General features: G+C 71.5%; 17 protein-coding genes and 1 tRNA gene. 10 read left to right on the top strand and 8 right to left on the bottom strand.

The window, feature by feature from the left end; all coding sequences use genetic code 11:
- The first annotated feature begins 75 nt into the window (after positions 1-75).
- Positions 76-432 carry a GAF domain-containing protein gene (locus tag MUB56_RS17210; RefSeq protein WP_244928235.1) on the top strand — a complete coding sequence of 119 codons (357 nt, stop codon included), beginning with the start codon at positions 76-78 and terminating at the stop codon, positions 430-432.
- Here MUB56_RS17210 and MUB56_RS17205 read toward each other — a convergent pair.
- On the bottom strand, positions 387-2,735 hold the full coding sequence (locus MUB56_RS17205; protein WP_244928234.1) for a glycoside hydrolase family 3 N-terminal domain-containing protein: 2,349 nt from the start codon (positions 2,733-2,735) through the stop codon (positions 387-389). The two genes, MUB56_RS17210 and MUB56_RS17205, sit on opposite strands and share 46 nt — an antisense overlap.
- A gap of 35 nt (positions 2,736-2,770) precedes the next feature.
- On the opposite strand from MUB56_RS17205, the gene MUB56_RS17200 reads away from it, so the two are divergent.
- Entirely contained in the window at positions 2,771-4,114 is a 1,344-nt protein-coding gene (locus MUB56_RS17200; RefSeq protein WP_244932433.1) for a phospholipase D-like domain-containing protein, read from the top strand.
- A gap of 67 nt (positions 4,115-4,181) precedes the next feature.
- On the opposite strand, the gene MUB56_RS17195 is transcribed toward MUB56_RS17200, so the two are convergent.
- Positions 4,182-6,830: a glycoside hydrolase family 3 N-terminal domain-containing protein gene (locus tag MUB56_RS17195; protein WP_244928233.1), complete on the bottom strand. Its 2,649-nt coding sequence runs from the start codon at positions 6,828-6,830 to the stop codon at positions 4,182-4,184.
- 35 nt (positions 6,831-6,865) lie between these two features.
- On the opposite strand from MUB56_RS17195, the gene MUB56_RS17190 reads away from it, so the two are divergent.
- Positions 6,866-8,209, top strand: coding sequence for a phospholipase D-like domain-containing protein (locus MUB56_RS17190; RefSeq protein WP_244932433.1), 1,344 nt, complete (start codon positions 6,866-6,868; stop codon positions 8,207-8,209).
- Between the two features lie 67 nt (positions 8,210-8,276).
- Here MUB56_RS17190 and MUB56_RS17185 read toward each other — a convergent pair whose 3' ends face one another.
- Positions 8,277-10,070 carry a VWA domain-containing protein gene (locus MUB56_RS17185; RefSeq protein WP_244928232.1) on the bottom strand — a complete coding sequence of 598 codons (1,794 nt, stop codon included), beginning with the start codon at positions 10,068-10,070 and terminating at the stop codon, positions 8,277-8,279.
- Positions 10,071-10,254: 184 nt separating this feature from the next.
- Positions 10,255-10,340, bottom strand: a tRNA-Leu gene (locus MUB56_RS17180).
- A gap of 78 nt (positions 10,341-10,418) precedes the next feature.
- Here MUB56_RS17180 and MUB56_RS17175 point away from each other — a divergent pair.
- Positions 10,419-11,759 (top strand): M20/M25/M40 family metallo-hydrolase, encoded by a 1,341-nt coding sequence (locus MUB56_RS17175; protein WP_244928231.1) that lies wholly within the window; start codon positions 10,419-10,421, stop codon positions 11,757-11,759.
- Between the two features lie 93 nt (positions 11,760-11,852).
- Here the strand turns inward: MUB56_RS17175 and MUB56_RS17170 are convergent, their stop codons facing one another.
- Positions 11,853-12,071 (bottom strand): DUF5703 family protein, encoded by a 219-nt coding sequence (locus tag MUB56_RS17170; RefSeq protein WP_244928230.1) that lies wholly within the window; start codon positions 12,069-12,071, stop codon positions 11,853-11,855.
- A gap of 9 nt (positions 12,072-12,080) precedes the next feature.
- Complete coding sequence (locus tag MUB56_RS17165) at positions 12,081-13,040, bottom strand: aldo/keto reductase (protein ID WP_244928229.1); 960 nt, start codon at positions 13,038-13,040, stop codon at positions 12,081-12,083.
- A 74-nt stretch (positions 13,041-13,114) separates the two neighbouring features.
- Between MUB56_RS17165 and MUB56_RS17160 the strand changes: the two genes are divergently transcribed.
- The gene (locus tag MUB56_RS17160; RefSeq protein WP_244928228.1) at positions 13,115-13,939 is read left to right on the top strand and encodes an undecaprenyl-diphosphate phosphatase; all 825 of its coding nucleotides are present in this window, start codon (positions 13,115-13,117) and stop codon (positions 13,937-13,939) included.
- A gap of 13 nt (positions 13,940-13,952) precedes the next feature.
- Here the strand turns inward: MUB56_RS17160 and corA are convergent, their stop codons facing one another.
- Complete coding sequence (corA, locus tag MUB56_RS17155; protein WP_244928227.1) at positions 13,953-14,933, bottom strand: magnesium/cobalt transporter CorA; 981 nt, start codon at positions 14,931-14,933, stop codon at positions 13,953-13,955.
- A gap of 43 nt (positions 14,934-14,976) precedes the next feature.
- On the opposite strand from corA, the gene MUB56_RS17150 reads away from it, so the two are divergent.
- Genes MUB56_RS17150 through mshC form a run of 4 tightly spaced genes read left to right on the top strand, consistent with a single transcriptional unit; the run spans position 14,977 to position 18,336 of the window.
- Positions 14,977-15,708: a histidine phosphatase family protein gene (locus MUB56_RS17150; RefSeq protein ID WP_244928226.1), complete on the top strand. Its 732-nt coding sequence runs from the start codon at positions 14,977-14,979 to the stop codon at positions 15,706-15,708.
- A gap of 10 nt (positions 15,709-15,718) precedes the next feature.
- On the top strand, positions 15,719-16,294 hold the full coding sequence (locus MUB56_RS17145) for a DUF3090 domain-containing protein (protein ID WP_244928225.1): 576 nt from the start codon (positions 15,719-15,721) through the stop codon (positions 16,292-16,294).
- Positions 16,291-17,073, top strand: a complete 783-nt coding sequence (locus MUB56_RS17140; protein WP_244928224.1) for an SCO1664 family protein — start codon at positions 16,291-16,293, stop codon at positions 17,071-17,073. The genes MUB56_RS17145 and MUB56_RS17140 overlap by 4 nt, the downstream gene beginning before the upstream one ends.
- 24 nt (positions 17,074-17,097) lie before the next feature.
- Positions 17,098-18,336 (top strand): cysteine--1-D-myo-inosityl 2-amino-2-deoxy-alpha-D-glucopyranoside ligase, encoded by a 1,239-nt coding sequence (gene mshC / locus MUB56_RS17135; RefSeq protein WP_244928223.1) that lies wholly within the window; start codon positions 17,098-17,100, stop codon positions 18,334-18,336.
- Positions 18,337-18,444: 108 nt separating this feature from the next.
- Here mshC and MUB56_RS17130 read toward each other — a convergent pair whose 3' ends face one another.
- Positions 18,445-19,293, bottom strand: a complete 849-nt coding sequence (locus tag MUB56_RS17130) for a PAC2 family protein (RefSeq protein WP_244928222.1) — start codon at positions 19,291-19,293, stop codon at positions 18,445-18,447.
- 201 nt (positions 19,294-19,494) lie between these two features.
- Between MUB56_RS17130 and metH the strand changes: the two genes are divergently transcribed.
- Complete coding sequence (gene metH, locus MUB56_RS17125) at positions 19,495-23,181, top strand: methionine synthase (RefSeq protein ID WP_348536731.1); 3,687 nt, start codon at positions 19,495-19,497, stop codon at positions 23,179-23,181.
- The last annotated feature ends 16 nt before the right edge of the window (positions 23,182-23,197 follow it).

Raw genomic sequence — 23,197 nt, 5'->3', positions numbered from 1 at the left:
CCCGGTGCGGCCTCGGGGCACCACCGGCGCGTGCCGCCACCTGCCGCTGACGGGCCCGGGGTCTACCGCGCGCCCATGCGCTCACGCAGCGACGACGTCGAGCCGTGGGCAGCCGTGGAGCGGGCCCTGGAGCGTGGACTGTGCGGGATGGGCGCGGTGAGCGACGAGCGCTCCGCGCGACGCCTCGACCGGTTCGCGGCCGTGCCGGACGGAGCGGTCATGTGGACCCGGGACCCGGATGGTCGCTTCGTGCGCGGGGTCCTGACCGGTCCGCTGGAGCACGACCGGGATCCCGCGGCTGTCGCGGTCGACCTGGTGCACGTACGCCGCTGCCGCTGGTCCGAGCCGGTCGAGGAGCACCGCGCGCCGCCGGCGGTGGTCGCGACCTACGCCCGGGGTGGGCGCAACTTCCAGCGGGTCCGCGCCCTCTGAGCCGCGGCCGTCGCGACCTCCCAGGGGCGTCCGTTGACGACGGCGAGGATCGCGTCGACCGCCGGCCAGGGCAGGCGGCCACCGGAGAAGCTGGCCACCGAGCGGAGCGGGAGCTCCTCCAGGGAGCGGGCCAGCATCAGCTTCAGGGTCTCGTCGTCGCCGGCCGCCTGGTCCAGCGGCGCCGCCGCCACGAGCGCCCGGCGCAGCAGCCGACCGGTGCGGGTGGTGGCGAGCTCGCCGACCGTCGACTCCCGGGTGAACGGGCGCACCGGTCGGGGCACCGGCACCGGCCGACCGAGGCGGCGGGCGAAGGCGGCGTCGTCGACCGCCAGCCGCGCGGTGTCGGCCGGCTCGGGTGCGCTCTCGACGCCGCCGACGACCTGCACCGGCAGGGCCGCCACGATCTCGGCGCTGGAGCGGGCCACCTCGACGGCGTACCGACCCGAGGGGATCGACCAGTCGGCGCGCTCGACGTCGTAGAAGGCGAACGCCCGGGCCGGAACCTCCAGGGTGATCGCCCGGCTCTCGCCGGGCTCGAGCCGGACCCTGGCGTAGGCCGCCAGCTCGCGCCGCGGTCGGAGCACCACCCCGGTCTGGTCGTGGAGGTAGACCTGGACGACGTCCGAGCCGGGCCGATCACCCGGGTTCGCGACGGTCACGGTGACCCGCAGCGGTTCTCCTGCGGTCAGGTTCGTGCGGTCGAGGGCCGGGTCGGACCAGTCCAGTCGGGTGTAGCCCCGTCCGTGCCCGAAGGGGTACGCCGGCGCGACGTCTGCCGTCACGTGGTGCCGGTAGCCGACGAACAGCCCCTCGCGGTGCTCGACCTGGTGCGGCTCGCCGGGGAACCACGGGTCGGAGGCGACGTCGCCCAGCTCCGCGGGCCAGGACTCGGCGAGCCGGCCCGCGGGCTCGACGTCGCCGTACAGGACGTCGACCAGGGCGGCCCCGGTGGCCTGGCCGCCGAGGTGACCGGTGAGCACGGCAGGGACCCGCTCGCGCCACGGCAACCGCACCGGGCCGCCGGCGGAGAGCACGACCACGGTGCGCGGGTTCGCGGCGTACGCCGCCTCGACGAGCGCGTCGTGCTCGGGCGGGAGGGCCAGACCGGACCGGTCGAAGCCCTCGCTCTCGTGGGTGCCGGGCAGTCCGACCAGCACGACCGCGACGTCGGCGGCGGCCGGGTCGTCGGTGACCTCGATGCCCCGCGCGGAGAACGCCGCGCGGGCGCTGGTCAGCCGCGTCGGCGTCACGAGCGAGCTGCCGCTGCCCTGGTAGCGCGGGCGGTCGGCGAAGTCGCCCAGCAGCGCGACGGTGAGGCCCGGGTCGAGGGGGAGCAGTCCGTCGTTCTGGAGCACGACCGTGGCCTCGGCGGCGACCCGGCGGGCGAGGGCGTCGTGGTCGTCGACCAGCAGCTCGGCCCGGTCGCCCTCGGGTCGGTCGCCCTGGGGGCAGCGCGCGAGCAGGTCGAGGACGCGCTGGGCGCTCGTGGTGACCGCCTCGGCCGGGAGGGTGCCGTTCTCGACGGCCTCGCGGACCGCTTGGTCGAAGAGCCCGCGGCTGGACGGCATCTCCAGGTCCATCCCGGCGGCGATCCCGCGGACCCGATCGCTCACCGCGCCCCAGTCGCTCATCACCAGCCCGTCGAAGCCCCACTCGTCCCGCAGGATCGTCGTGAGCAGGTCGTGGTGCTCGGTGGCGTGCACCCCGTTCACCGAGTTGTACGACGCCATCACGGTCCAGGGCCAACTCGCGCGGACGGCGTACTCGAACCCGGCCAGGTAGAGCTCCCGGAGGGTCCGCTCGTCGACGACGGCGTCGACCACGAACCGGTGCGACTCCTGGTTGTTCACCGCGAAGTGCTTCAGGCAGGCGCCGACACCCTGCGACTGGATCCCCTCGACCACGGCGGCCGCCAGGTGGCCGCCGAGGAGCGGGTCCTCGGAGAAGTACTCGAAGTTCCGCCCGCCCAGCGGGTGCCGCTTGATGTTCAGCCCCGGCCCCAGGACGACGTCGACGCCCAGGGCGCGTGCCTCGAGCCCGATCGCGGCTCCGACCTCGCGGGCCAGGTCGTCGTCCCAGGTGCACGCCAGGGTGACGGCCGTCGGGAAGCAGGTCGCCGGGATGCTGTCGCCGAAGCTGAGGTGGTCCCCGCCCTCGGGCTGCACCCGCAGGCCGTGCGGCCCGTCGCTGAGCATCGCCGGCCGCAGCCCGCCCGCCCGCTCGGTGCGCCACTCGTCGTGACCCGAGAGCAGGCGCACCTGCTCGCGCAGCGAGAGGTCGGCGGCTCGTGGGCTCTCCGTCATGGCCGCACCCTAGAGCGCTTTACACTCCCGCTGTGATGCGTTGGGGAGACCGGACCGTGACGATGCTCGCCCTCGCCCTCGGGGTGGCGGTGCTGGCCGTCGTACCCACGGCGGCCGTCGCGAGCGCGGCACCGGCGTCAGCTCCGACCGTGGCGCCGTCGACGGCCGAGGCCTCGCCCCGGACGGCGCCCCGCCGCCGATGGAAGCCGGCCCGGGGCCCGGTGTTCAACGACCCCACGGGCAGCCCGAAGCAGCGGGTCGCGATCGTGGCGCGCATCCGGGACGCGATCTCGCACACCCGACGCGGCGACACCATTCGGATCTCGAGCTACTCGATGGACCGCAACGACGTCGCCGACCTGCTGATCAAGGCCCACAAGCGGGGTGTCCACGTGCAGATGGTCTTCAACGACAACACCATCAGCAACACCCAGCGCCGGCTGCAGAAGGTCCTCGGCAAGCGTCGCGACCGGCCGAGCTTCCTGGTCTTCTGCCGGGGCTCGTGCCGCAACGGACCCGGCGGCAACCTGCACACCAAGATCTACTCGTTCAGCCGCAGCGGCGCGTCCAAGGACGTGATCATCTCGTCCTCGGCCAACCTGACCTACGGCGCGGCCTTCGCCCAGTGGAACGACGGGTACACGATCCGCGACGACCGTCGGCTCTTCCGCACCTGGGTCGGGGTCTTCCGCCAGATCGCCCGCGACAGGAAGTCCACCCCGCGTTTCGTCGGCTACAGCTCGCCGGACCACTCGGTGGCCTTCCAGCGCGAGCTCGCCCGCGCGTCCGGCGGCAGCACCGAGGTGCAGGCGGCCCGCGCGACCGGCGGGGACCCCGTCATCCAGCGGCTCTCCAAGATCGGCTGCCGGGCGCCGCAGGGATTCGGGGCCGGCGGTCACACCGTCGTCCGGATCATCGTCTACGCCTGGTACGGCGAGCGCGGCGACAACATCGCGCGCAAGGTGGCCGACCTCCAGCGCCAGGGCTGCCGCGTCAAGGTCATCGGCAGCGTCCTCGGCGCCTCCGCCGCCCGGATGCTGCAGAAGGCCTGGATTCCCGTGAAGGCGGCCGACTGGGACTTCGGCGACCGGATCTCCACCGGGAGCGACGACGAGATCGTCTACGGTCCTCGCTGTTACTCCCACTACAAGTTCTTCACGGTCAACGGCGCCTACGACGGCGTCGGCGTGCGGGCGACGTGGACCGGCTCGGAGAACTGGTCGCGTGTCTCGCTCGGCAACGACGAGGTCACCCTGCGGCTCAACGGCCGGCCCGACTACCGGCGCTACTCCGCGCGCTTCGACAGCATGTGGAGCGACCCCGACGCCACCCACCAGGTGGGCGTCGAGCCCACCCGCCGGCCCTGCGCCTACAGCTGAGCCACCGCCGCCGATCCGGCGAGGAGCGATCGCTGGGACTGGTCGGTCCCAGTCGGGAGCCCTCGGATCAGCTCGCGCGGTGGCGGCGGAGTCGGCGCACGAGCGCGACGCCCAGCCCGAGCAGGACGACGACGCCGGTGCCGACCCCGAGAAGCGTGCCGGTCGACGGGCCACCGTCGTCGTCGCTGTCGGGCTCGTGCACGGCTGCGTCCTCGGTGGCCGTCTCGGGTGGCGGTGCGGCGTACTCCGGCTCGCCGGTGACCTCACCGGACACCCCGACGCTGAGCTGGACCGGAACGTCGCCGATCTCGGCGTCGTTCCGCTCGGACGTCGCCCGCACGCTGATGCCGCAGTAGAGGTCACCCGCGGTCGCGGTGCCCTGCAGGACCTCGTCGCTGGCGTCACGGTTGGCGTAGGCCAGCGCCGGACTCGCCACGTGGAGCGTGAGATCGTCGCCGGAATAGACCCCGTCGTCGTTGGCGCCGAGGATCTCGGTGACCTCGGTGCGGAACGGACCGTAGACACGCGCTTGGATGGCCCGCACGTTGCCGCTGGAGAGCCCTGCCCCCGCAGCGCCCAGCGTGAAGTCGCACACCGCCTGCTGACCCCAGCCGACCCCCGTGACCCGGTACAGCAACGTCTCACCGGCGACGATCGAGTCGGAATAGAGTCCGGGCGCCAGCGCGGGGGCACCGGTGAAGCTCACCGAACCGAGCACCGGAACCGCCTGGCCGGCGGCTGGCACCGTGACCGCGGAGTAGTCGTCGCCCGAGGCGGCCCCGGGCAGATCGGTCTCGTTCAGGACCTCGGGCTCGGTCCGCACGAGAAGCTCCAGGGGCTTGACGCCGTCGACCTCGGGGGGTTGGACCGCCACCACATACGGACCGTCGCCACACTCGGCCTTCACCTGCGGGGTGACCGCGAGGTAGGCGGCGTACGGCGCCATCGTGTTGTCGACCCCGACGACCGAGGCACTGGTCTCGCCACACGTCTCGCCGCCCGCAGCGGTCACCGAGATGCTCAGCTGCTCCGACGCGGTGAGATCGTCCGACGTCGTGCGAGTCGACACGCTCAGGTGGAGGGTGCCCTCGGCAGGATCGGGGATCGAGTAGTACTCGATGCCCGAGTCTCCGATGGTGTCGAGCCACTGACCGTCCACGATCTCGGCGGCGCTCGAGGCATCGGCGCCTCCCTCGACGGGCAGCCCGGTCTCGACGTAGCCCCGCGCTGCTCGCACCGACGCCCGCTGCAGGGTCGAATCGAGCCGAGCGATGTCCTGCACGTCGTAGTAGGTGCCGCCACCGGCAGCTGCGACGCAGGTCAGCTGGTCGCGCGACGCTTTGTCGACCTGCAGGCCGACGACGTCGACATAGAAGTCGGTGCCGAGCCTGCGCAGGTCCCGCGCGACCTCGCACGGGTCGCCGCCGCAGTTCTCCTCACCGTCCGACACCAGCACGATGCTGCGAGGTCCGTCGGCCGGGAGGTCGTCGAAGGCCTGCTCCAAGGCATATGCGATGGGCGTGTTCCCCAACGGCCGGAGCTTCTCGATCCCGGCTGTCAGCACACCCTTGTCGACCTGCTCGGCCGGGACCAGCAGCGTGCTGTCCTCGCACGAGCCGGGACCGTCGGAGATCGTGGAGCCGTAGACCCGCAGCCCCACCTTCGCATCGCTGCCGCTGCCCTGGTAGCGCGGGCGGTCGGCGAAGTCGCCCAGCAGCGCGACGGTGAGGCCCGGGTCGAGGGGGAGCAGTCCGTCGTTCTGGAGCACGACCGTGGCCTCGGCGGCGACCCGGCGGGCGAGGGCGTCGTGGTCGTCGACCAGCAGCTCGGCCCGGTCGCCCTCGGGTCGGTCGCCCTGGGGGCAGCGCGCGAGCAGGTCGAGGACGCGCTGGGCGCTCGTGGTGACCGCCTCGGCCGGGAGGGTGCCGTTCTCGACGGCCTCGCGGACCGCTTGGTCGAAGAGCCCGCGGCTGGACGGCATCTCCAGGTCCATCCCGGCGGCGATCCCGCGGACCCGATCGCTCACCGCGCCCCAGTCGCTCATCACCAGCCCGTCGAAGCCCCACTCGTCCCGCAGGATCGTCGTGAGCAGGTCGTGGTGCTCGGTGGCGTGCACCCCGTTCACCGAGTTGTACGACGCCATCACGGTCCAGGGCCAACTCGCGCGGACGGCGTACTCGAACCCGGCCAGGTAGAGCTCCCGGAGGGTCCGCTCGTCGACGACGGCGTCGACCACGAACCGGTGCGACTCCTGGTTGTTCACCGCGAAGTGCTTCAGGCAGGCGCCGACACCCTGCGACTGGATCCCCTCGACCACGGCGGCCGCCAGGTGGCCGCCGAGGAGCGGGTCCTCGGAGAAGTACTCGAAGTTCCGCCCGCCCAGCGGGTGCCGCTTGATGTTCAGCCCCGGCCCCAGGACGACGTCGACGCCCAGGGCGCGTGCCTCGAGCCCGATCGCGGCTCCGACCTCGCGGGCCAGGTCGTCGTCCCAGGTGCACGCCAGGGTGACGGCCGTCGGGAAGCAGGTCGCCGGGATGCTGTCGCCGAAGCTGAGGTGGTCCCCGCCCTCGGGCTGCACCCGCAGGCCGTGCGGCCCGTCGCTGAGCATCGCCGGCCGCAGCCCGCCCGCCCGCTCGGTGCGCCACTCGTCGTGACCCGAGAGCAGGCGCACCTGCTCGCGCAGCGAGAGGTCGGCGGCTCGTGGGCTCTCCGTCATGGCCGCACCCTAGAGCGCTTTACACTCCCGCTGTGATGCGTTGGGGAGACCGGACCGTGACGATGCTCGCCCTCGCCCTCGGGGTGGCGGTGCTGGCCGTCGTACCCACGGCGGCCGTCGCGAGCGCGGCACCGGCGTCAGCTCCGACCGTGGCGCCGTCGACGGCCGAGGCCTCGCCCCGGACGGCGCCCCGCCGCCGATGGAAGCCGGCCCGGGGCCCGGTGTTCAACGACCCCACGGGCAGCCCGAAGCAGCGGGTCGCGATCGTGGCGCGCATCCGGGACGCGATCTCGCACACCCGACGCGGCGACACCATTCGGATCTCGAGCTACTCGATGGACCGCAACGACGTCGCCGACCTGCTGATCAAGGCCCACAAGCGGGGTGTCCACGTGCAGATGGTCTTCAACGACAACACCATCAGCAACACCCAGCGCCGGCTGCAGAAGGTCCTCGGCAAGCGTCGCGACCGGCCGAGCTTCCTGGTCTTCTGCCGGGGCTCGTGCCGCAACGGACCCGGCGGCAACCTGCACACCAAGATCTACTCGTTCAGCCGCAGCGGCGCGTCCAAGGACGTGATCATCTCGTCCTCGGCCAACCTGACCTACGGCGCGGCCTTCGCCCAGTGGAACGACGGGTACACGATCCGCGACGACCGTCGGCTCTTCCGCACCTGGGTCGGGGTCTTCCGCCAGATCGCCCGCGACAGGAAGTCCACCCCGCGTTTCGTCGGCTACAGCTCGCCGGACCACTCGGTGGCCTTCCAGCGCGAGCTCGCCCGCGCGTCCGGCGGCAGCACCGAGGTGCAGGCGGCCCGCGCGACCGGCGGGGACCCCGTCATCCAGCGGCTCTCCAAGATCGGCTGCCGGGCGCCGCAGGGATTCGGGGCCGGCGGTCACACCGTCGTCCGGATCATCGTCTACGCCTGGTACGGCGAGCGCGGCGACAACATCGCGCGCAAGGTGGCCGACCTCCAGCGCCAGGGCTGCCGCGTCAAGGTCATCGGCAGCGTCCTCGGCGCCTCCGCCGCCCGGATGCTGCAGAAGGCCTGGATTCCCGTGAAGGCGGCCGACTGGGACTTCGGCGACCGGATCTCCACCGGGAGCGACGACGAGATCGTCTACGGTCCTCGCTGTTACTCCCACTACAAGTTCTTCACGGTCAACGGCGCCTACGACGGCGTCGGCGTGCGGGCGACGTGGACCGGCTCGGAGAACTGGTCGCGTGTCTCGCTCGGCAACGACGAGGTCACCCTGCGGCTCAACGGCCGGCCCGACTACCGGCGCTACTCCGCGCGCTTCGACAGCATGTGGAGCGACCCCGACGCCACCCACCAGGTGGGCGTCGAGCCCACCCGCCGGCCCTGCGCCTACAGCTGAGCCACCGCCGCCGATCCGGCGAGGAGCGATCGCTGGGACTGGTCGGTCCCAGTCGGGAGCCCTCGGATCAGCTCGCGCGGTGGCGGCGGAGTCGGCGCACGAGCGCGACGCCCAGCCCGAGCAGGACGACGACGCCGGTGCCGACCCCGAGAAGCGTGCCGGTCGACGGGCCACCGTCGTCGTCGCTGTCGGGCTCGTGCACGGCTGCGTCCTCGGTGGCCGTCTCGGGTGGCGGTGCGGCGTACTCCGGCTCGCCGGTGACCTCACCGGACACCCCGACGCTGAGCTGGACCGGAACGTCGCCGATCTCGGCGTCGTTCCGCTCGGACGTCGCCCGCACGCTGATGCCGCAGTAGAGGTCACCCGCGGTCGCGGTGCCCTGCAGGACCTCGTCGCTGGCGTCACGGTTGGCGTAGGCCAGCGCCGGACTCGCCACGTGGAGCGTGAGATCGTCGCCGGAATAGACCCCGTCGTCGTTGGCGCCGAGGATCTCGGTGACCTCGGTGCGGAACGGACCGTAGACACGCGCTTGGATGGCCCGCACGTTGCCGCTGGAGAGCCCTGCCCCCGCAGCGCCCAGCGTGAAGTCGCACACCGCCTGCTGACCCCAGCCGACCCCCGTGACCCGGTACAGCAACGTCTCACCGGCGACGATCGAGTCGGAATAGAGTCCGGGCGCCAGCGCGGGGGCACCGGTGAAGCTCACCGAACCGAGCACCGGAACCGCCTGGCCGGCGGCTGGCACCGTGACCGCGGAGTAGTCGTCGCCCGAGGCGGCCCCGGGCAGATCGGTCTCGTTCAGGACCTCGGGCTCGGTCCGCACGAGAAGCTCCAGGGGCTTGACGCCGTCGACCTCGGGGGGTTGGACCGCCACCACATACGGACCGTCGCCACACTCGGCCTTCACCTGCGGGGTGACCGCGAGGTAGGCGGCGTACGGCGCCATCGTGTTGTCGACCCCGACGACCGAGGCACTGGTCTCGCCACACGTCTCGCCGCCCGCAGCGGTCACCGAGATGCTCAGCTGCTCCGACGCGGTGAGATCGTCCGACGTCGTGCGAGTCGACACGCTCAGGTGGAGGGTGCCCTCGGCAGGATCGGGGATCGAGTAGTACTCGATGCCCGAGTCTCCGATGGTGTCGAGCCACTGACCGTCCACGATCTCGGCGGCGCTCGAGGCATCGGCGCCTCCCTCGACGGGCAGCCCGGTCTCGACGTAGCCCCGCGCTGCTCGCACCGACGCCCGCTGCAGGGTCGAATCGAGCCGAGCGATGTCCTGCACGTCGTAGTAGGTGCCGCCACCGGCAGCTGCGACGCAGGTCAGCTGGTCGCGCGACGCTTTGTCGACCTGCAGGCCGACGACGTCGACATAGAAGTCGGTGCCGAGCCTGCGCAGGTCCCGCGCGACCTCGCACGGGTCGCCGCCGCAGTTCTCCTCACCGTCCGACACCAGCACGATGCTGCGAGGTCCGTCGGCCGGGAGGTCGTCGAAGGCCTGCTCCAAGGCATATGCGATGGGCGTGTTCCCCAACGGCCGGAGCTTCTCGATCCCGGCTGTCAGCACACCCTTGTCGACCTGCTCGGCCGGGACCAGCAGCGTGCTGTCCTCGCACGAGCCGGGACCGTCGGAGATCGTGGAGCCGTAGACCCGCAGCCCCACCTTCGCATCGCTCGGCAGCGCCTCGACGACCTGACCCAGGCCCGCCTGCGCCGCCTCCATGCGGGTGCGACCGTCGCCTGAGGGTTCCTTCATCGAGCCCGATCCATCGAGCACGATGACGACGGCTCCGCCACCCTGACCGATCACCGACTCGTCGGCGGAGGCCGGCAGGTCGATCGGGCCCACTGCGAGGAGGGCCACCGCAAGGGGGAGCACCCTGATGACACGCCTTCTCCCGAGCACGGGCCACACTGTCGCACGCCCACCCTCGCCAGCACCGACAGGTGCGCCCCGATGGCCCTGGTGGTCCGGGCCCGATGTCGCCGGCTCCGGCCCGAGCCGGCACAAATGAAGAAAAGGCCCCGTGGAGCCGGGGCCTTTCCAGTGTCCGAGGGGGGACTTGAACCCCCACGCCCGATAAAGGGCACTAGCACCTCAAGCTAGCGCGTCTGCCAATTCCGCCACCCGGACGAGTGCGGAAGAAAGTTACCAAAGGGGTCGCCGAAACGTTGCATCGGGACCCCACCCGCGAGGTGTCATGCTGGAGGCATGCCGAACACCCCCGAGAACGACGTTCCCGTGGCCGGTTCCGACGTCGCTTCCGACCCCGCCGGCGAGGTGGTCGAGCTCTGTCGTGAGCTGATCCGGATGGACACGTCCAACTACGGCGACGCCGACGGACCGGGGGAGCGGAAGGCCGCCGAGTACGTCGCCGCGCTGCTCGACGAGGTCGGCATCGAGTCGCGTCTCTACGAGTCGGAGCCGGGACGTACCTCCGTCGTCGCCCGCTGGGGCGGCACCGAGGGCGATGGCCTGCTGCTGCACGGCCACCTGGACGTCGTACCGGCCGCGGCCGAGGACTGGCAGGTCGACCCGTTCAGCGGCGAGATCCAGGACGGCTACGTCTGGGGCCGCGGGGCGGTCGACATGAAGGACTTCGACGCGATGCTGCTCTCGGTCGTCCGGGCCCGGCAGCGCGCCGGCCGGGTGCCCGAGCGGCCCGTCGTGCTCTGCTTCACCGCCGACGAGGAGGCGGGCGGCCACAAGGGCGCCCAGGTCATCGTCGACGAGCACCCCGAGGAGCTCGAGGGCGTCACCGAGGCCGTCGGCGAGGTGGGCGGGTTCAGCACGACCGTCCGGGGCCGGCGGTTGTACCTCGTCGAGGCCGCCGAGAAGGGCATGGCCTGGATGCGGCTGACCGCCCGCGGCCGCGCCGGCCACGGGTCGATGATCAACACTGACAACGCCGTGTCGCGGCTGACCGCCGCCGTCGCCCGGATCGGCGCCTACCAGTGGCCGGTCCGGCTCACGCCGACCATGGAGGTGCTGCTCGCGTCCGTCGCCGAGCTCGCCGGGACCGAGGCGACCCCCGAGAACGCGCCCGCACTCATCGAGGAGTTCGGCGGAGCGGCCCGGATGCTCGGCGCCGTCATCAGCAACACCGCCAACCCGACCATGCTCAGCGCCGGCTACAAGGTGAACGTCATCCCGACCGAGGCCACCGCCCACGTCGACGGCCGCTTCCTGCCCGGCTTCGAGGACGAGTTCTTCGCCACCCTGGCCGAGCTGGTCGGGGAGGGCATCGAGATCGAGCACCTGTCGCACCAGCAGCCCTGGGAGACGCCGTACGACGGTGAGCTGGTCGGCGCCATGCACCGCTCGATCCTCGCCGAGGACCCCGACGCGATCATCGCGCCGTTCCTGATGAGCGGCGGCACGGACGCCAAGCACTTCCGCCGGCTCGGCATGCGCTCCTACGGCTTCGCCCCGCTGCGGCTGCCCGCCGACCTCGACTTCACCGCGCTCTTCCACGGCGTCGACGAGCGGGTGCCGGTCGACGCGCTGGAGTTCGGGGCGCGGGTGTTCGATCGGTTCCTGGACGACGTGTGACGCTGGTCGGGCGGTCGGCCTTTACTGCCGTTTGGTCACCAACCGCACCATTTTCGGGCCGGAGTTGCGGTTGGTGACCAAACGGCAACGCGGTCAGGCGGTCCGAACCGCGCGGATGATCTTGCGCCGCAGCACGACCCGCCGGGTGCCGTCGGGCCCGATCCGGACCCGGTCCAGCTCCCAGCCACCCTGCTCCGCACGCTCGACGAGCAGCTTGGTGACGACACCGCGGGGGAACTCCCGCGAGAAGGTCACCCGGTCGAACTCCCACTCCACGCCCCGTCCAGGTGCGCGGCGATGCGCCCGTGTCATCCCAACCCCCTACTGGAGATCCGACCCGCTCACGTCGTCGAGCGCCTCGACGATCTCGGACGGCAGGGTCAGCTCCTCGACGGTGAGGGCGCCCTGCAGCTGGGCGGCGGTGCGCGCGCCCACGATCGGGGCGGTCACGCCCGGCCGGTCGCGGACCCACACGAGGGCGACCTCCAGCGGCGTCCAGCCCAGCCCCTCGGCCGCCCGGGCGACCGCCTCGACGATGCCGGCGGAGCGCTCGGTGAGGTAGCTGTTCACGAACGACGCGAAGTGCCGCGATGCCGCACGCGAGTCCGACGGCGTGCCGGTGCGGTACTTACCGGTCAGCACGCCCCGACCCAGCGGCGACCACGGCAGCACGCCCAGGCCCAGTGCGGCACAGGCGGGCAGCACCTCGTGCTCGACCTGCCGGCTGAGCAGCGAGTACTCCACCTGGGTCGACGCGAGCACCGTCCGGCCCGGGACCGCGCGCTGCCAGGTCGCGGCCTGCGCGGTCTGCCAGCCGGAGTAGTTGGAGATCCCGACGTACGACGCCCTGCCGGACGTCACCGCGAGGTCGAGCGCCGTCAGCGTCTCCTCGAGGGGTACGTCGTCGGCCCAGATGTGCACCTGCCAGAGGTCGACGTGGTCGACGCCGAGCCGGCGCAGGGAGGCGTCGAGGGTCGTGAGCAGGTGACCGCGGGAGACGTCGTACGCCCGACCGCCGCCGCGGGTGCCGCTGATGCCGGCCTTGGTCGCGAGGACCACCTCGTCGCGGGCGACCACGTCGCCGATCAGGGTGCCGATCAGCTCCTCGGACGCCCCGTTGCCGTACCCGGCCGCGGTGTCCAGGAGCGTCCCGCCCGCCTCGGCGAACGCGACCAGCTGGTCGCGGGCCTCGTGCTCGTCGGTGTCTCGTCCCCACGTCATCGTGCCGAGCCCGAGGCGTGACACCTTGAGGCCTGTGGCGCCCAGCGACCTGTGCTGCATGGCGACAAGGTAGTAGGCAACACCACACCAGGTGACGTCGGCACGCCCAGCGAACCTCCGTAGGATCCCGTCTCGTGTGGGAATACCTCGAGGCTCTGGTCCTCGGCACCATCCAAGGCCTGACGGAGTTCCTGCCGATCTCCAGCAGCGCGCACCTGCGGATCTTCCCCGAGATGTTCGGTTGGGGGGACCCGGGTGCGGCGTTCACGGCGGTCATCCAGATCGGCACCGAGCTTGCGGTGCTCATCTATTTCCGTCACGACATCTGGCGGATCGGGTCGATGTGGCTGCGCTCCCTGGTCAAGCCGGAGTACCGCGGTCACCTGGACGCCCGGATGGGCTGGTTCATCATCATCGGCTCGCTGCCGATCGTGCTTCTCGGTGTCGCGCTCAAGGACGTGATCGAGGAGGACTTCCGCAGCCTCTGGATCATCGGCACCACGCTGATCGTCCTCGGTGTCGTCCTCGGCATCGCCGACCGGGTCAGCCGCAACAACAAGCAGATCAAGCAGATCACCCTCCGGGACGCGGTCCTGATGGGCCTCGCCCAGGCCTGCGCGCTCGTGCCCGGGGTGTCGCGCTCCGGCGCCACGATCTCGATGGGCCGGTTCCTCGGCTACGAGCGTGAGGCCGCGACCCGCTACGCCTTCCTGCTCGCGATCCCGGCGGTCGTCGGCGCCGGACTGTTCGAGCTCAAGGAGATCCCGCACGGCGACAACACCTACGGCTGGGGTCCGACGATCGTCGCCACGGCCGTGTCGTTCGTCATCGGGTACGCCGCGATCGCGTGGCTGCTGCGTTACGTCTCGACGAAGTCGTACACGCCGTTCGTGATCTACCGGATCGGGCTCGGTGCGTTGACCCTCATCCTGGTGGCGACCGGCGTGCTGAACGCCTGAGCGGATCCGAGGCTCACAGCCAGCCCGACTTCTTGAACCAGATCCACAGGCCGGCGGACACCGAGGCCATCAGGACCAGGGCGAACGGATAGCCCACGGTCCACTCCAGCTCCGGCATGTGCTCGAAGTTCATGCCGTAGATCCCGGCGATCAGCGTCGGGACCACGACGAGTGCCGCGCCCGCGGAGATCTTGCGCATGTCGTCGTTCTGCTGCACCGAGATCTGCGCCAGGTGCGCGTCGAAGGCCGAGGAGAGCAGCGACTCGAGGTTCTCGGCGATCTCGTGCGCCTGGGTGAGGTGGTCGAGGACGTCGCGGAAGAACGGCCGAGCGTCCTCGTGGATCACGGAGACCTCGCCCGCCACCAGGCGCCGCAGCGGCTCGCGCAGGGGCTGCACCGCGCGCCGTACCTCGGCGAGCTCGCGCTTGAGGGTGTAGATCCGGGCCGAGTCCTGGGTGCGCTCGGTCGAGAAGACGGACGTCTCGACCTCGTCGACGTCGATCTCGAGCTCACCCATCACGTCGAGGTAGCCGTCCACGACGGTGTCGCACACGGCGTACATCACCGCGCCGGGACCGTGGGCGAGCAGGCTCGGCTCGGTCTCGAGCTGGGCCCGGGCGCTCTGCAGCTGGGAGCCGTCTCCGTGCCGGACGGTCACGACGAAGTCGGCGCCGAGGAAGATGTTGATCTCCCCGGTCTCCACCGCGTCCTCGGCATCGACGTACCAGAGCGTCTTGAGGACCAGGAACAGGCTGTCCTCGTACCGCTCCAGCTTGGGCCGCTGGTGGGCCTGGACGGCGTCCTCCACCGCCAGTGCGTGCAGTCCGAACGCCTCGGCCACCTCGTCGAGCTCGCGCGGGCTGGGCTGGTACAGCCCCAGCCAGACGAAGTCGCCGGGATTCTCGACCCCGGCGCGAAGGCGGCCGAAGTCGCCGGGCTCGCAGGCCAGGTCCACCCGGGTGCCGGCCCGATAGAGCGCGCTGTCGACGATCACGGAGCCACGCTAGCGCCGGGTACGCCCCGCTACAGTCCGCGACATGGCAACAGTCATCCTCGTCCGGCACGGCAGGACCACGGCGAACGCCTCCGGGATGCTCGCGGGGCGCACCGCCGGGGTGAAGCTCGACGAGACGGGCCGCGCCCAGGCGGCGCGAACCGCGGAGCGGCTGGCTGCCGTCCCGCTCACGGCCGTTGTGACCAGTCCGCTCGAGCGGTGCCGGCAGACCGCCCGCGCACTGCTCGCCGAGCAGGCCGGTGAGCCGACGACGCAGGTCGAGAAGGGCATCACCGAGTGTGACTACGGCGAGTGGCAGGGCCGGCCGCTGCGCGACCTGGCCAAGGAGAAGCTCTGGCAGGTCGTGCAGTCCCAGCCCTCGGCCGCGACCTTCCCCGGCGGTGAGTCGATGACCCAGATGCAGGCGCGGTCGGTGTCGGCGGTACGACGCCTCGACGCCGCCTTCGAGGCCGAGCACGGTCCGGGCGCGGTGTGGGTCGCCGTCAGCCACGGCGACATCATCAAGTCGGTGCTCGCCGACGCGCTCGGCATGCACCTCGACCTGTTCCAGCGGCTCAACGTCGACCCGGCGTCGGTCTCGATCGTCCGCTACACCGAGTCGCGGCCCTACGTGCTCGCGACCAACACCCACGCCGGCGACCTGGGCTGGCTGGTGCCGCCCAAGAGCGCCAAGCGGGGCCGGAGCCGGCGTACCTCCGACGCTGCGGTGGGCGGCGGGGCCGGCCCTGTTCCGGCCCCTGGGGCGCGGTCATAGGGTGAGTCACATGCCTCTCGTCCACGGCTTCGACCCGCCGGAGCGCTTCGTCACCGGCACGGTCGGTCCGCCCGGGTCCCGCACCTTCTTCCTGCAGGCGCGCAGCGGCGCGCGGCTGGTGAGCGTCGCCCTGGAGAAGCAGCAGGTCGCGGCGCTGGCCGAGCGTGTCGACGAGCTGCTGGACGACGTGATGTCCAGCGACCAGCCGGCGTCGCTGATCCCGGCCGTCGCCCCGCTGGGGCTCGACGACACCGCCCCCCTGGAGCAGCCGATCGAGGAGGAGTTCCGCGCCGGCACCATGACGCTGTCGTGGGACCCCGCCGACGAGCGCGTCGTGATCGAGGTGTTCCCGTTCACCGAGGCCGCCGTCGTCAGTCCCGAGCAGCTCGACGAGGACATCATCGAGCCGGAGCCCGACGAGGTCCTGGTCGTCCGGCTGCCTCCGGGCGCGGCCCGAGCCTTCGTCAAGCGCAGCGAGCAGGTCCTCGAGGCAGGCCGACCGAGCTGCCCGTTCTGCGGCAACCCGATCGACCCCGACGGGCACCTGTGCGTGCGCGCCAACGGCTTCCGCAGACGGGACCCGTGACGGAGCCGACGGCGGATCTGCTGGAGGGAGAGCTGGCCCTCGACGGGCGGATCATGCCTGCCTCCAACGCGACCTTCCTCGCCACGATCGCCGCCGACGAGGGTCCGGTCCAGGTCGTCTACAAGCCGGTCGCCGGCGAGCGGCCGCTGTGGGACTTCCCGGACGGCGACCTGGCCGGCCGCGAGCGAGCGGCGTACCTCGTCTCCGAGGCGCTCGGCTGGGACGTCGTCCCGCAGACCTGGCTCCGCGACGGTCCGCACGGGTGGGGCATGGTGCAGCGCTGGCAGCAGGTCGACGGCGCGCAGGAGGCCGTCACGCTGGTGGCCGAGGGCCAGGTGCCGACCGGATGGCGGCACGTCTTCGACGGGATCGACGGACGCGACCTGCCGGTCTCGCTGGTTCACGAGGACACCGTGCCGCTGCGCCGGATGGCGATCTTCGACGTGGTCGTCAACAACGCCGACCGCAAGGGCGGGCACGTGCTGGCGATGGCCGGCGGACACCGGTACGGCGTCGACCACGGCATCGCCTTCCACGCCGAGAACAAGCTCCGGACCGTCCTGTGGGGCTGGCTGGGGGAGCCGCTCGTCGACGACGAGGTCGAGGCCGTGCGCGCCCTCGGAGTCGCCGCGGGCGGCCCGCTCCGGGACGCGCTGGCCCCGCTGCTGACCGACCGGGAGATCAACGCGTTCGCCCGCCGCTGCCGGCGACTCGCCGAGCACGGCGTGATGCCGGCGCCGCGCGGGGAGTACCCCGCCATCCCGTGGCCGCCCTTCTGACCTGCCTCCTCTAGAGTTCAGGTCATGCGTGCCTGGCCCTCCCCGGAGATCCCTTCCCTGCGGGTGGCCGGTCCGCCCGTGTCGCTCCACGACACGGCCACGGGAGGTCGGGTCACGACCCGCCCCGAGGGATCGGCGCGGCTCTACGTCTGTGGCATCACGCCGTACGACGCCACGCACCTGGGCCACGCCGCGACGTACCTCGCCTTCGACCTGCTCAACCGGGCCTGGCGCAGCGCCGGCCACGAGGTCACCTACGTCCAGAACGTCACCGACGTGGACGACCCGCTGCTGGAGCGGGCCACCAAGGTCAAGGTCGACTGGGTCGAGCTCGCCGAGCGCGAGACCGAGCTGTTCCGCCAAGACATGACCGCCCTGCGCGTGCTGCCCCCCGCGCACTACGTCGGCGCCGTCGAGTCGATCCCGCTGGCCGTCGAGCTGATCGAGCGGCTCCAGGCCGCCGGCGCGGTCTACCGGGTCGACCGGGACCTCTACATGTCGGTGACCGCCGACGCCGCGTTCGGCGCCGAGTCGGGCCTGGACCGCGACGAGATGCTGCGGATCTTCCCCGAGCGCGGCGGCGACCCGGACACCCCCGGCAAGAAGGACCCGCTCGACTGCGTCCTGTGGCGCGGCGCGCGGGAGGGCGAGCCGTCGTGGCCCAGCCCGTTCGGTCCCGGCCGACCCGGCTGGCACATCGAGTGCGCGGCCATCGCCATGCACCACCTCGGTGGCAACTTCGACGTCCAGGGCGGCGGCAGCGACCTGGTCTTCCCGCACCACGAGATGTGCGCCGGCCACGCGCAGGTCGCCGCGCCCGGCACGCCCTTCGCGCAGGTCTACGCCCACGCCGGGATGGTCGGGTACGACGGCGAGAAGATGTCGAAGTCGCGGGGCAACCTCGTCTTCGTCTCCGCGCTCCGCAACAGCGACGTCGACCCGATGGCGATCCGGCTCGCGCTGATGCGCCACCACTACCGCTCCGACTGGGAGTGGACCGACGCCGAGCTCTGGGGCGCCGTCGACGCCCTCGCCGACTGGCGTCGCGCCCTCGCCCTGGGCGCCGGTGCCGCCGCCGCTCCGGTCGTCGCCGAGGTGCTCGCCGCCCTCGCCGACGACCTCGACGCCCCCCGCGCCCTCGCGGCCGTCGACGGCTGGGTGCGCGCCACGCTCGGCACCGACGGCCTCGCCGACACCAGCGACCCCGATGCCGCCCTGGCCGTGCACGCGGTGCTCGATGCTGCGCTTGGGCTCGCGCTCTGACTCAGGCGCCGCTGAACGCGTTCAGAGGCGTTGCCGTTTGGTCACCAACGGCGCGCCCTGCCGTCCGGAGCTGACGTTGGTGACCAAACGGCACGGACCGGCGAGCCCTCAGCCCTCGTCCTGCCGCCGCTTCAAGTACCGCTCGAACTCGCGCGCGATGGCCTCACCGGACGCCTCGGGCAGGTCGGTGGTGTCGCGGGTCTCTTCGAGCGCCCGGACGTAGTCGGCGACGTCCTCGTCCTCCTCGGCGAGCTCGTCCACGCCGCGCTCCCACGCGCGGGCGTCCTCGGGGAGGTCGCCGAGCGGGATGCTGACCTCGAGGAGGTCCTCCAGCTGGCCGATCAGCGCGAGGGTGGCCTTGGGGCACGGTGGCTGGGCGACGTAGTGGGGGACGGCGGCCCAGTACGACACCGCCGGGATGTCGAGGCGCACGCACGCGTCCTGGAAGACGCCCACGATCCCGGTCGGTCCTTCGTACGTCGACTGCTCCAGCTTCAGGCGGTCGACGAGCTCCAGCTCGGTGGCCGTGCCGGTAACCGGGATCGGTCGCGTGTGCGGCGTGTCGGCGAGCAGCGCGCCGAGCGTGATGACGAGCTCGCCGCCGAGGTCGTCGCAGGCCGCCAGCAGCTCGGCGCAGAACTGGCGCCAGCGCATGTTCGGCTCGATCCCACGCAGCAGGATCACGTCGCGGTCCAGGTCGGGAGGTGAGGCGATCGCGATCTGGGTGCTGGGCCAGGTGATCCGTCGGTGGCCGTGCTCGTCGCTGCCGACCACGGGCCGGTTCACCTGGAAGTCGTAGAAGTCCTCGGGATCGATGGCCCCGACCACCCGGGCGTTCCAGACCTTCATCAGGTGGTCGACGACCGACGAGGCCGCGTCGGCGGCGTCGTTCCAGCCCTCGAAGGCGGCGATCACCACGGGATCGACCAGGTCCGGGGCATCTTCGATCTCGATCACCCGTCCAGCCTAGTCACGGCCCGGGATTTCGCCGGGCTCCCCGGCAGGTGTCACGATCTGAGAATCCCGTCCAGCACGTGGACATTGGTTCCTAGGGTGGAGGGCGGCCGCCCTGCACCCGGCCCGAGAGGAGTCCCCGTGAGTGGTCAGATTGACGAGACCCGGTTCGAGGCCCGGCTGCGCCCCGACTGCGCGGAGGCGCTGACCGAGACGCTGCGCGAGCGGATCATGATCCTCGACGGCGCGATGGGGACGGCGATCCAGCGCGACCGTCCGGACGAGGCCGGCTACCGCGGTGAGCGGTTCGCCGACTGGCCGAGCGATCTGCAGGGCAACAACGACCTGCTGACGCTGACCCAGCCCGACATCATCGGCGGCATCCACCGGGAGTATCTCGAGGCCGGCGCCGACATCATCGAGACCAACACGTTCAACGCGAACGCGGTCTCGCTCAGCGACTACGGGATGCAGGACCTCGCCTACGAGCTCAACTACGCGGCGGCCCGGCTCGCTCGCGACGTCGCCGACGCGGTGGCCACCCCGGAGCGACCGCGGTACGTCGCCGGCGCCCTCGGCCCGACCACCCGCACCGCCTCGATCTCGCCGGACGTCAACGACCCCGGCGCCCGCAACGTCTCCTACGACCAGCTGGTCGCGGCGTACCTCGAGGCCGCCCGCGGCCTCGTCGACGGCGGCTCGGACCTGTTCTTCATCGAGACCATCTTCGACACCCTGAACGCGAAGGCGGCGATCTTCGCGGTCGAGACGCTGTTCGAGGAGTACGGCCGCCGCTGGCCGGTCGTGGTCTCCGGCACCATCACCGACGCCTCCGGCCGCACCCTGTCCGGCCAGGTCACCGAGGCGTTCTGGACCTCGGTGCGCCACGTCGCGCCGCTCGCCGTGGGGCTGAACTGCGCCCTCGGTGCGACCGAGATGCGCCCCTACATCGCCGAGATCTCCCGGATCGCCGACTCGTTCGTCTCCTGCTATCCCAACGCCGGCCTGCCCAACGCCTTCGGCGAGTACGACGAGGCGCCGGACGAGACCGCCGCGGTGGTGGCCGAGTTCGCCGACGCGGGCTTCGTGAACCTGGTCGGCGGCTGCTGCGGCACCACGCCCGACCACATCGCGGCGATCGCGCGCGCGGTCGAGGGGAAGACCCGGCGCGAGCCCTCGACGGTCGAGCCCGCCATGCGCCTCTCGGGCCTCGAGCCGTTCACGATCAGCGAGCAGAGCCTCTTCGTCAACGTCGGCGAGCGCACCAACATCACCGGGTCGGCGAAGTTCCGCAACCTGATCAAGGCCGGCGACTACGACACCGGGCTCTCGATCGCCGCCCAGCAGGTCGAGAACGGCGCACAGGTCATCGACGTCAACATGGACGAGGGCATGATCGACGGCGTCGCGGCCATGGACCGCTTCACCAAGCTGATCGCCAGCGAGCCCGACATCAGCCGGGTCCCGATGATGATCGACTCCTCGAAGTGGGAGGTGATCGAGGCCGGCCTGAAGAACGTCCAGGGCAAGGCCATCGTCAACTCCATCTCCATGAAGGAGGGCGAGGAGAAGTTCCGCGAGCAGGCCCGGCTGGTCAAGAAGTACGGCGCGGCCGCGGTCGTGATGGCCTTCGACGAGGACGGCCAGGCCGACAACCTCGAGCGCCGCAAGGCGATCTGCGAGCGCGCCTACCGGATCCTGGTCGACGAGGTCGGCTTCCCGGCCGAGGACATCATCTTCGACCCCAATGTCTTCGCGGTGGCGACCGGCATCGAGGAGCACGCGTCGTACGGCCTGGACTTCATCGAGGCCACCCGTTGGATCAAGGCGAACCTGCCCGGCGCGAAGGTCAGCGGCGGCATCTCCAACGTGAGCTTCTCCTTCCGGGGCAACAACCCGGTGCGCGAGGCGATCCACGCCGTCTTCCTGTTCCACGCCATCGAGGCCGGCCTGGACATGGGCATCGTCAACGCCGGTGCCCTGGTGCCCTACACCGAGGTCGAGCCGGAGCTGCGCGAGCGGATCGAGGACGTCGTACTCAACCGCCGTCCCGACGCGGCCGAGCGGCTGCTGGAGATCGCGGAGGCGCACAACAAGGTGGGCGAGGAGGTCGAGGCGACCGCCGAGGAGTGGCGCTCGCTGCCGGTCGGCGAACGGATCACGCACGCCCTCGTGAAGGGCCTCGACGCCCACGTCGAGGCCGACACCGAGGAGCTGCGCCAGGAGATCGCCGCCCGCGGCGGCCGGCCGATCGAGGTCATCGAGGGTCCGCTGATGGACGGCATGGACGTCGTCGGCGACCTGTTCGGCGCCGGGAAGATGTTCCTCCCGCAGGTCGTGAAGTCGGCGCGGGTGATGAAGAAGGCCGTCGCCTACCTGATCCCGTTCATCGAGCAGGAGAAGATCGACAACCCCGCCCTGGCCACCGTCAAGGAGACCAACGGCACCATCGTGATGGCGACCGTGAAGGGCGACGTCCACGACATCGGCAAGAACATCGTCGGGGTCGTGCTGCAGTGCAACAACTACGAGGTCATCGACCTCGGCGTGATGGTGCCCGCGCAGAAGATCCTCGACACTGCCAAGGAGGTCGACGCCGACATCATCGGGCTGTCCGGCCTGATCACCCCGTCGTTGGACGAGATGGTCACGATGGCGACCGAGATGCAGCGCCTCGGGCTGAAGATCCCGCTGCTCATCGGCGGCGCGACGACCTCGCGCGCCCACACGGCGGTCAAGGTCGACCCGAAGTACGACGGACCCGTCGTCTGGGTCAAGGACGCCTCCCGATCCGTGCCGACGGCCGCCGCGCTGCTCCACGAGACCCGGCGGGTCAAGCTGCTCGCCGACCTGAAGGCGGACTACGACTCGTTGCGCACCCGGCACGCCGCCAAGAGCGACCGGCCGCAGCTGTCGTACGCCGACGCGGTGGCCAACGCCTCGCCGATCGACTGGTCGTCGTACACGCCGCCCGCGCCGCGCGAGCCCGGCATCCACGTCCTCGACGGCTACGACATCGCCGAGCTGCGCGAGTACATCGACTGGCAGCCGTTCTTCAACGCCTGGGAGATGAAGGGGAAGTTCCCCGACATCCTCAACAGCCCCACCGCCGGCGAGACGGCCCGCAAGCTGTACGACGATGCGCAGACGATGCTGGACCAGATCATCGAGGAGAAGTGGCTGACCGCGAGGGCCGTCTTCGGCCTCTTCCCGGCGGCCGCCGACGGCGACGACACGGTGGTGTACGACGACGACCGCAGCACCGAGCTGACCCGGCTGCACCACCTGCGCCAGCAGGGCAAGCATCGCGACGGCGTACCCAACCGCTCGCTCGCCGACTACGTCGCTCCGGCCTCGACCGGTCTCGCCGACCACGTCGGCGCGTTCGCCGTGACGGCCGGCATCGGCCTCCCCGCGCGGGTCCAGGCGTTCAAGGACGATCACGACGACTACAACGCGATCCTCATCGAGTCGCTGGCCGACCGGCTCGCCGAGGCCTTCGCCGAGCGGCTGCACCAGCGGGTCCGCACGGAGTTCTGGGGCCACGTCGACGACGAGCAGCTGTCCAACGAGGACCTGATCGCCGAGAAGTACGCCGGCATCCGACCCGCGCCCGGCTACCCCGCCTGCCCCGACCACACCGAGAAGAGCACCCTCTGGGAGCTGCTCGACGTGGAGGCCCACACCGGCATCGAGCTCACCGAGTCGATGGCGATGTGGCCTGGGGCCTCGGTGTCGGGCTGGTACTTCAGCCACCCCGACGCCCAGTACTTCGTCGTCGGCCGGCTCGCCCGCGACCAGGTCGCGTCGTACGCCGAGCGCAAGGGCTGGAGCCTCGCCGTGGCCGAGAAGTGGCTCTCCCCGAACCTGGGCTACGACCCGGATGACTGAGTCGGCTGCCGGCGCG

The organism is Nocardioides sp. W7 (assembly GCF_022919075.1).
Classification (GTDB): domain Bacteria; phylum Actinomycetota; class Actinomycetes; order Propionibacteriales; family Nocardioidaceae; genus Nocardioides.
The sequence above is the reverse complement of the archived record's forward strand: the minus strand, read 5'-3'. Positions and strand labels throughout refer to the sequence as shown.

Coding starts and splice junctions, on each gene's coding strand:
- MUB56_RS17175 (WP_244928231.1), top strand. CDS start 10,419: ATGCCGAACACCCCCGAGAACGACGTTCCCGTGGCCGGTTCCGACGTC.
- MUB56_RS17145 (WP_244928225.1), top strand. CDS start 15,719: ATGCCTCTCGTCCACGGCTTCGACCCGCCGGAGCGCTTCGTCACCGGC.
- MUB56_RS17210 (WP_244928235.1), top strand. CDS start 76: ATGCGCTCACGCAGCGACGACGTCGAGCCGTGGGCAGCCGTGGAGCGG.
- MUB56_RS17200 (WP_244932433.1), top strand. CDS start 2,771: ATGCGTTGGGGAGACCGGACCGTGACGATGCTCGCCCTCGCCCTCGGG.
- mshC (WP_244928223.1), top strand. CDS start 17,098: ATGCGTGCCTGGCCCTCCCCGGAGATCCCTTCCCTGCGGGTGGCCGGT.
- MUB56_RS17165 (WP_244928229.1), bottom strand. CDS start 13,040: ATGCAGCACAGGTCGCTGGGCGCCACAGGCCTCAAGGTGTCACGCCTC.
- MUB56_RS17190 (WP_244932433.1), top strand. CDS start 6,866: ATGCGTTGGGGAGACCGGACCGTGACGATGCTCGCCCTCGCCCTCGGG.
- MUB56_RS17170 (WP_244928230.1), bottom strand. CDS start 12,071: ATGACACGGGCGCATCGCCGCGCACCTGGACGGGGCGTGGAGTGGGAG.
- MUB56_RS17205 (WP_244928234.1), bottom strand. CDS start 2,735: ATGACGGAGAGCCCACGAGCCGCCGACCTCTCGCTGCGCGAGCAGGTG.
- MUB56_RS17150 (WP_244928226.1), top strand. CDS start 14,977: ATGGCAACAGTCATCCTCGTCCGGCACGGCAGGACCACGGCGAACGCC.
- MUB56_RS17195 (WP_244928233.1), bottom strand. CDS start 6,830: ATGACGGAGAGCCCACGAGCCGCCGACCTCTCGCTGCGCGAGCAGGTG.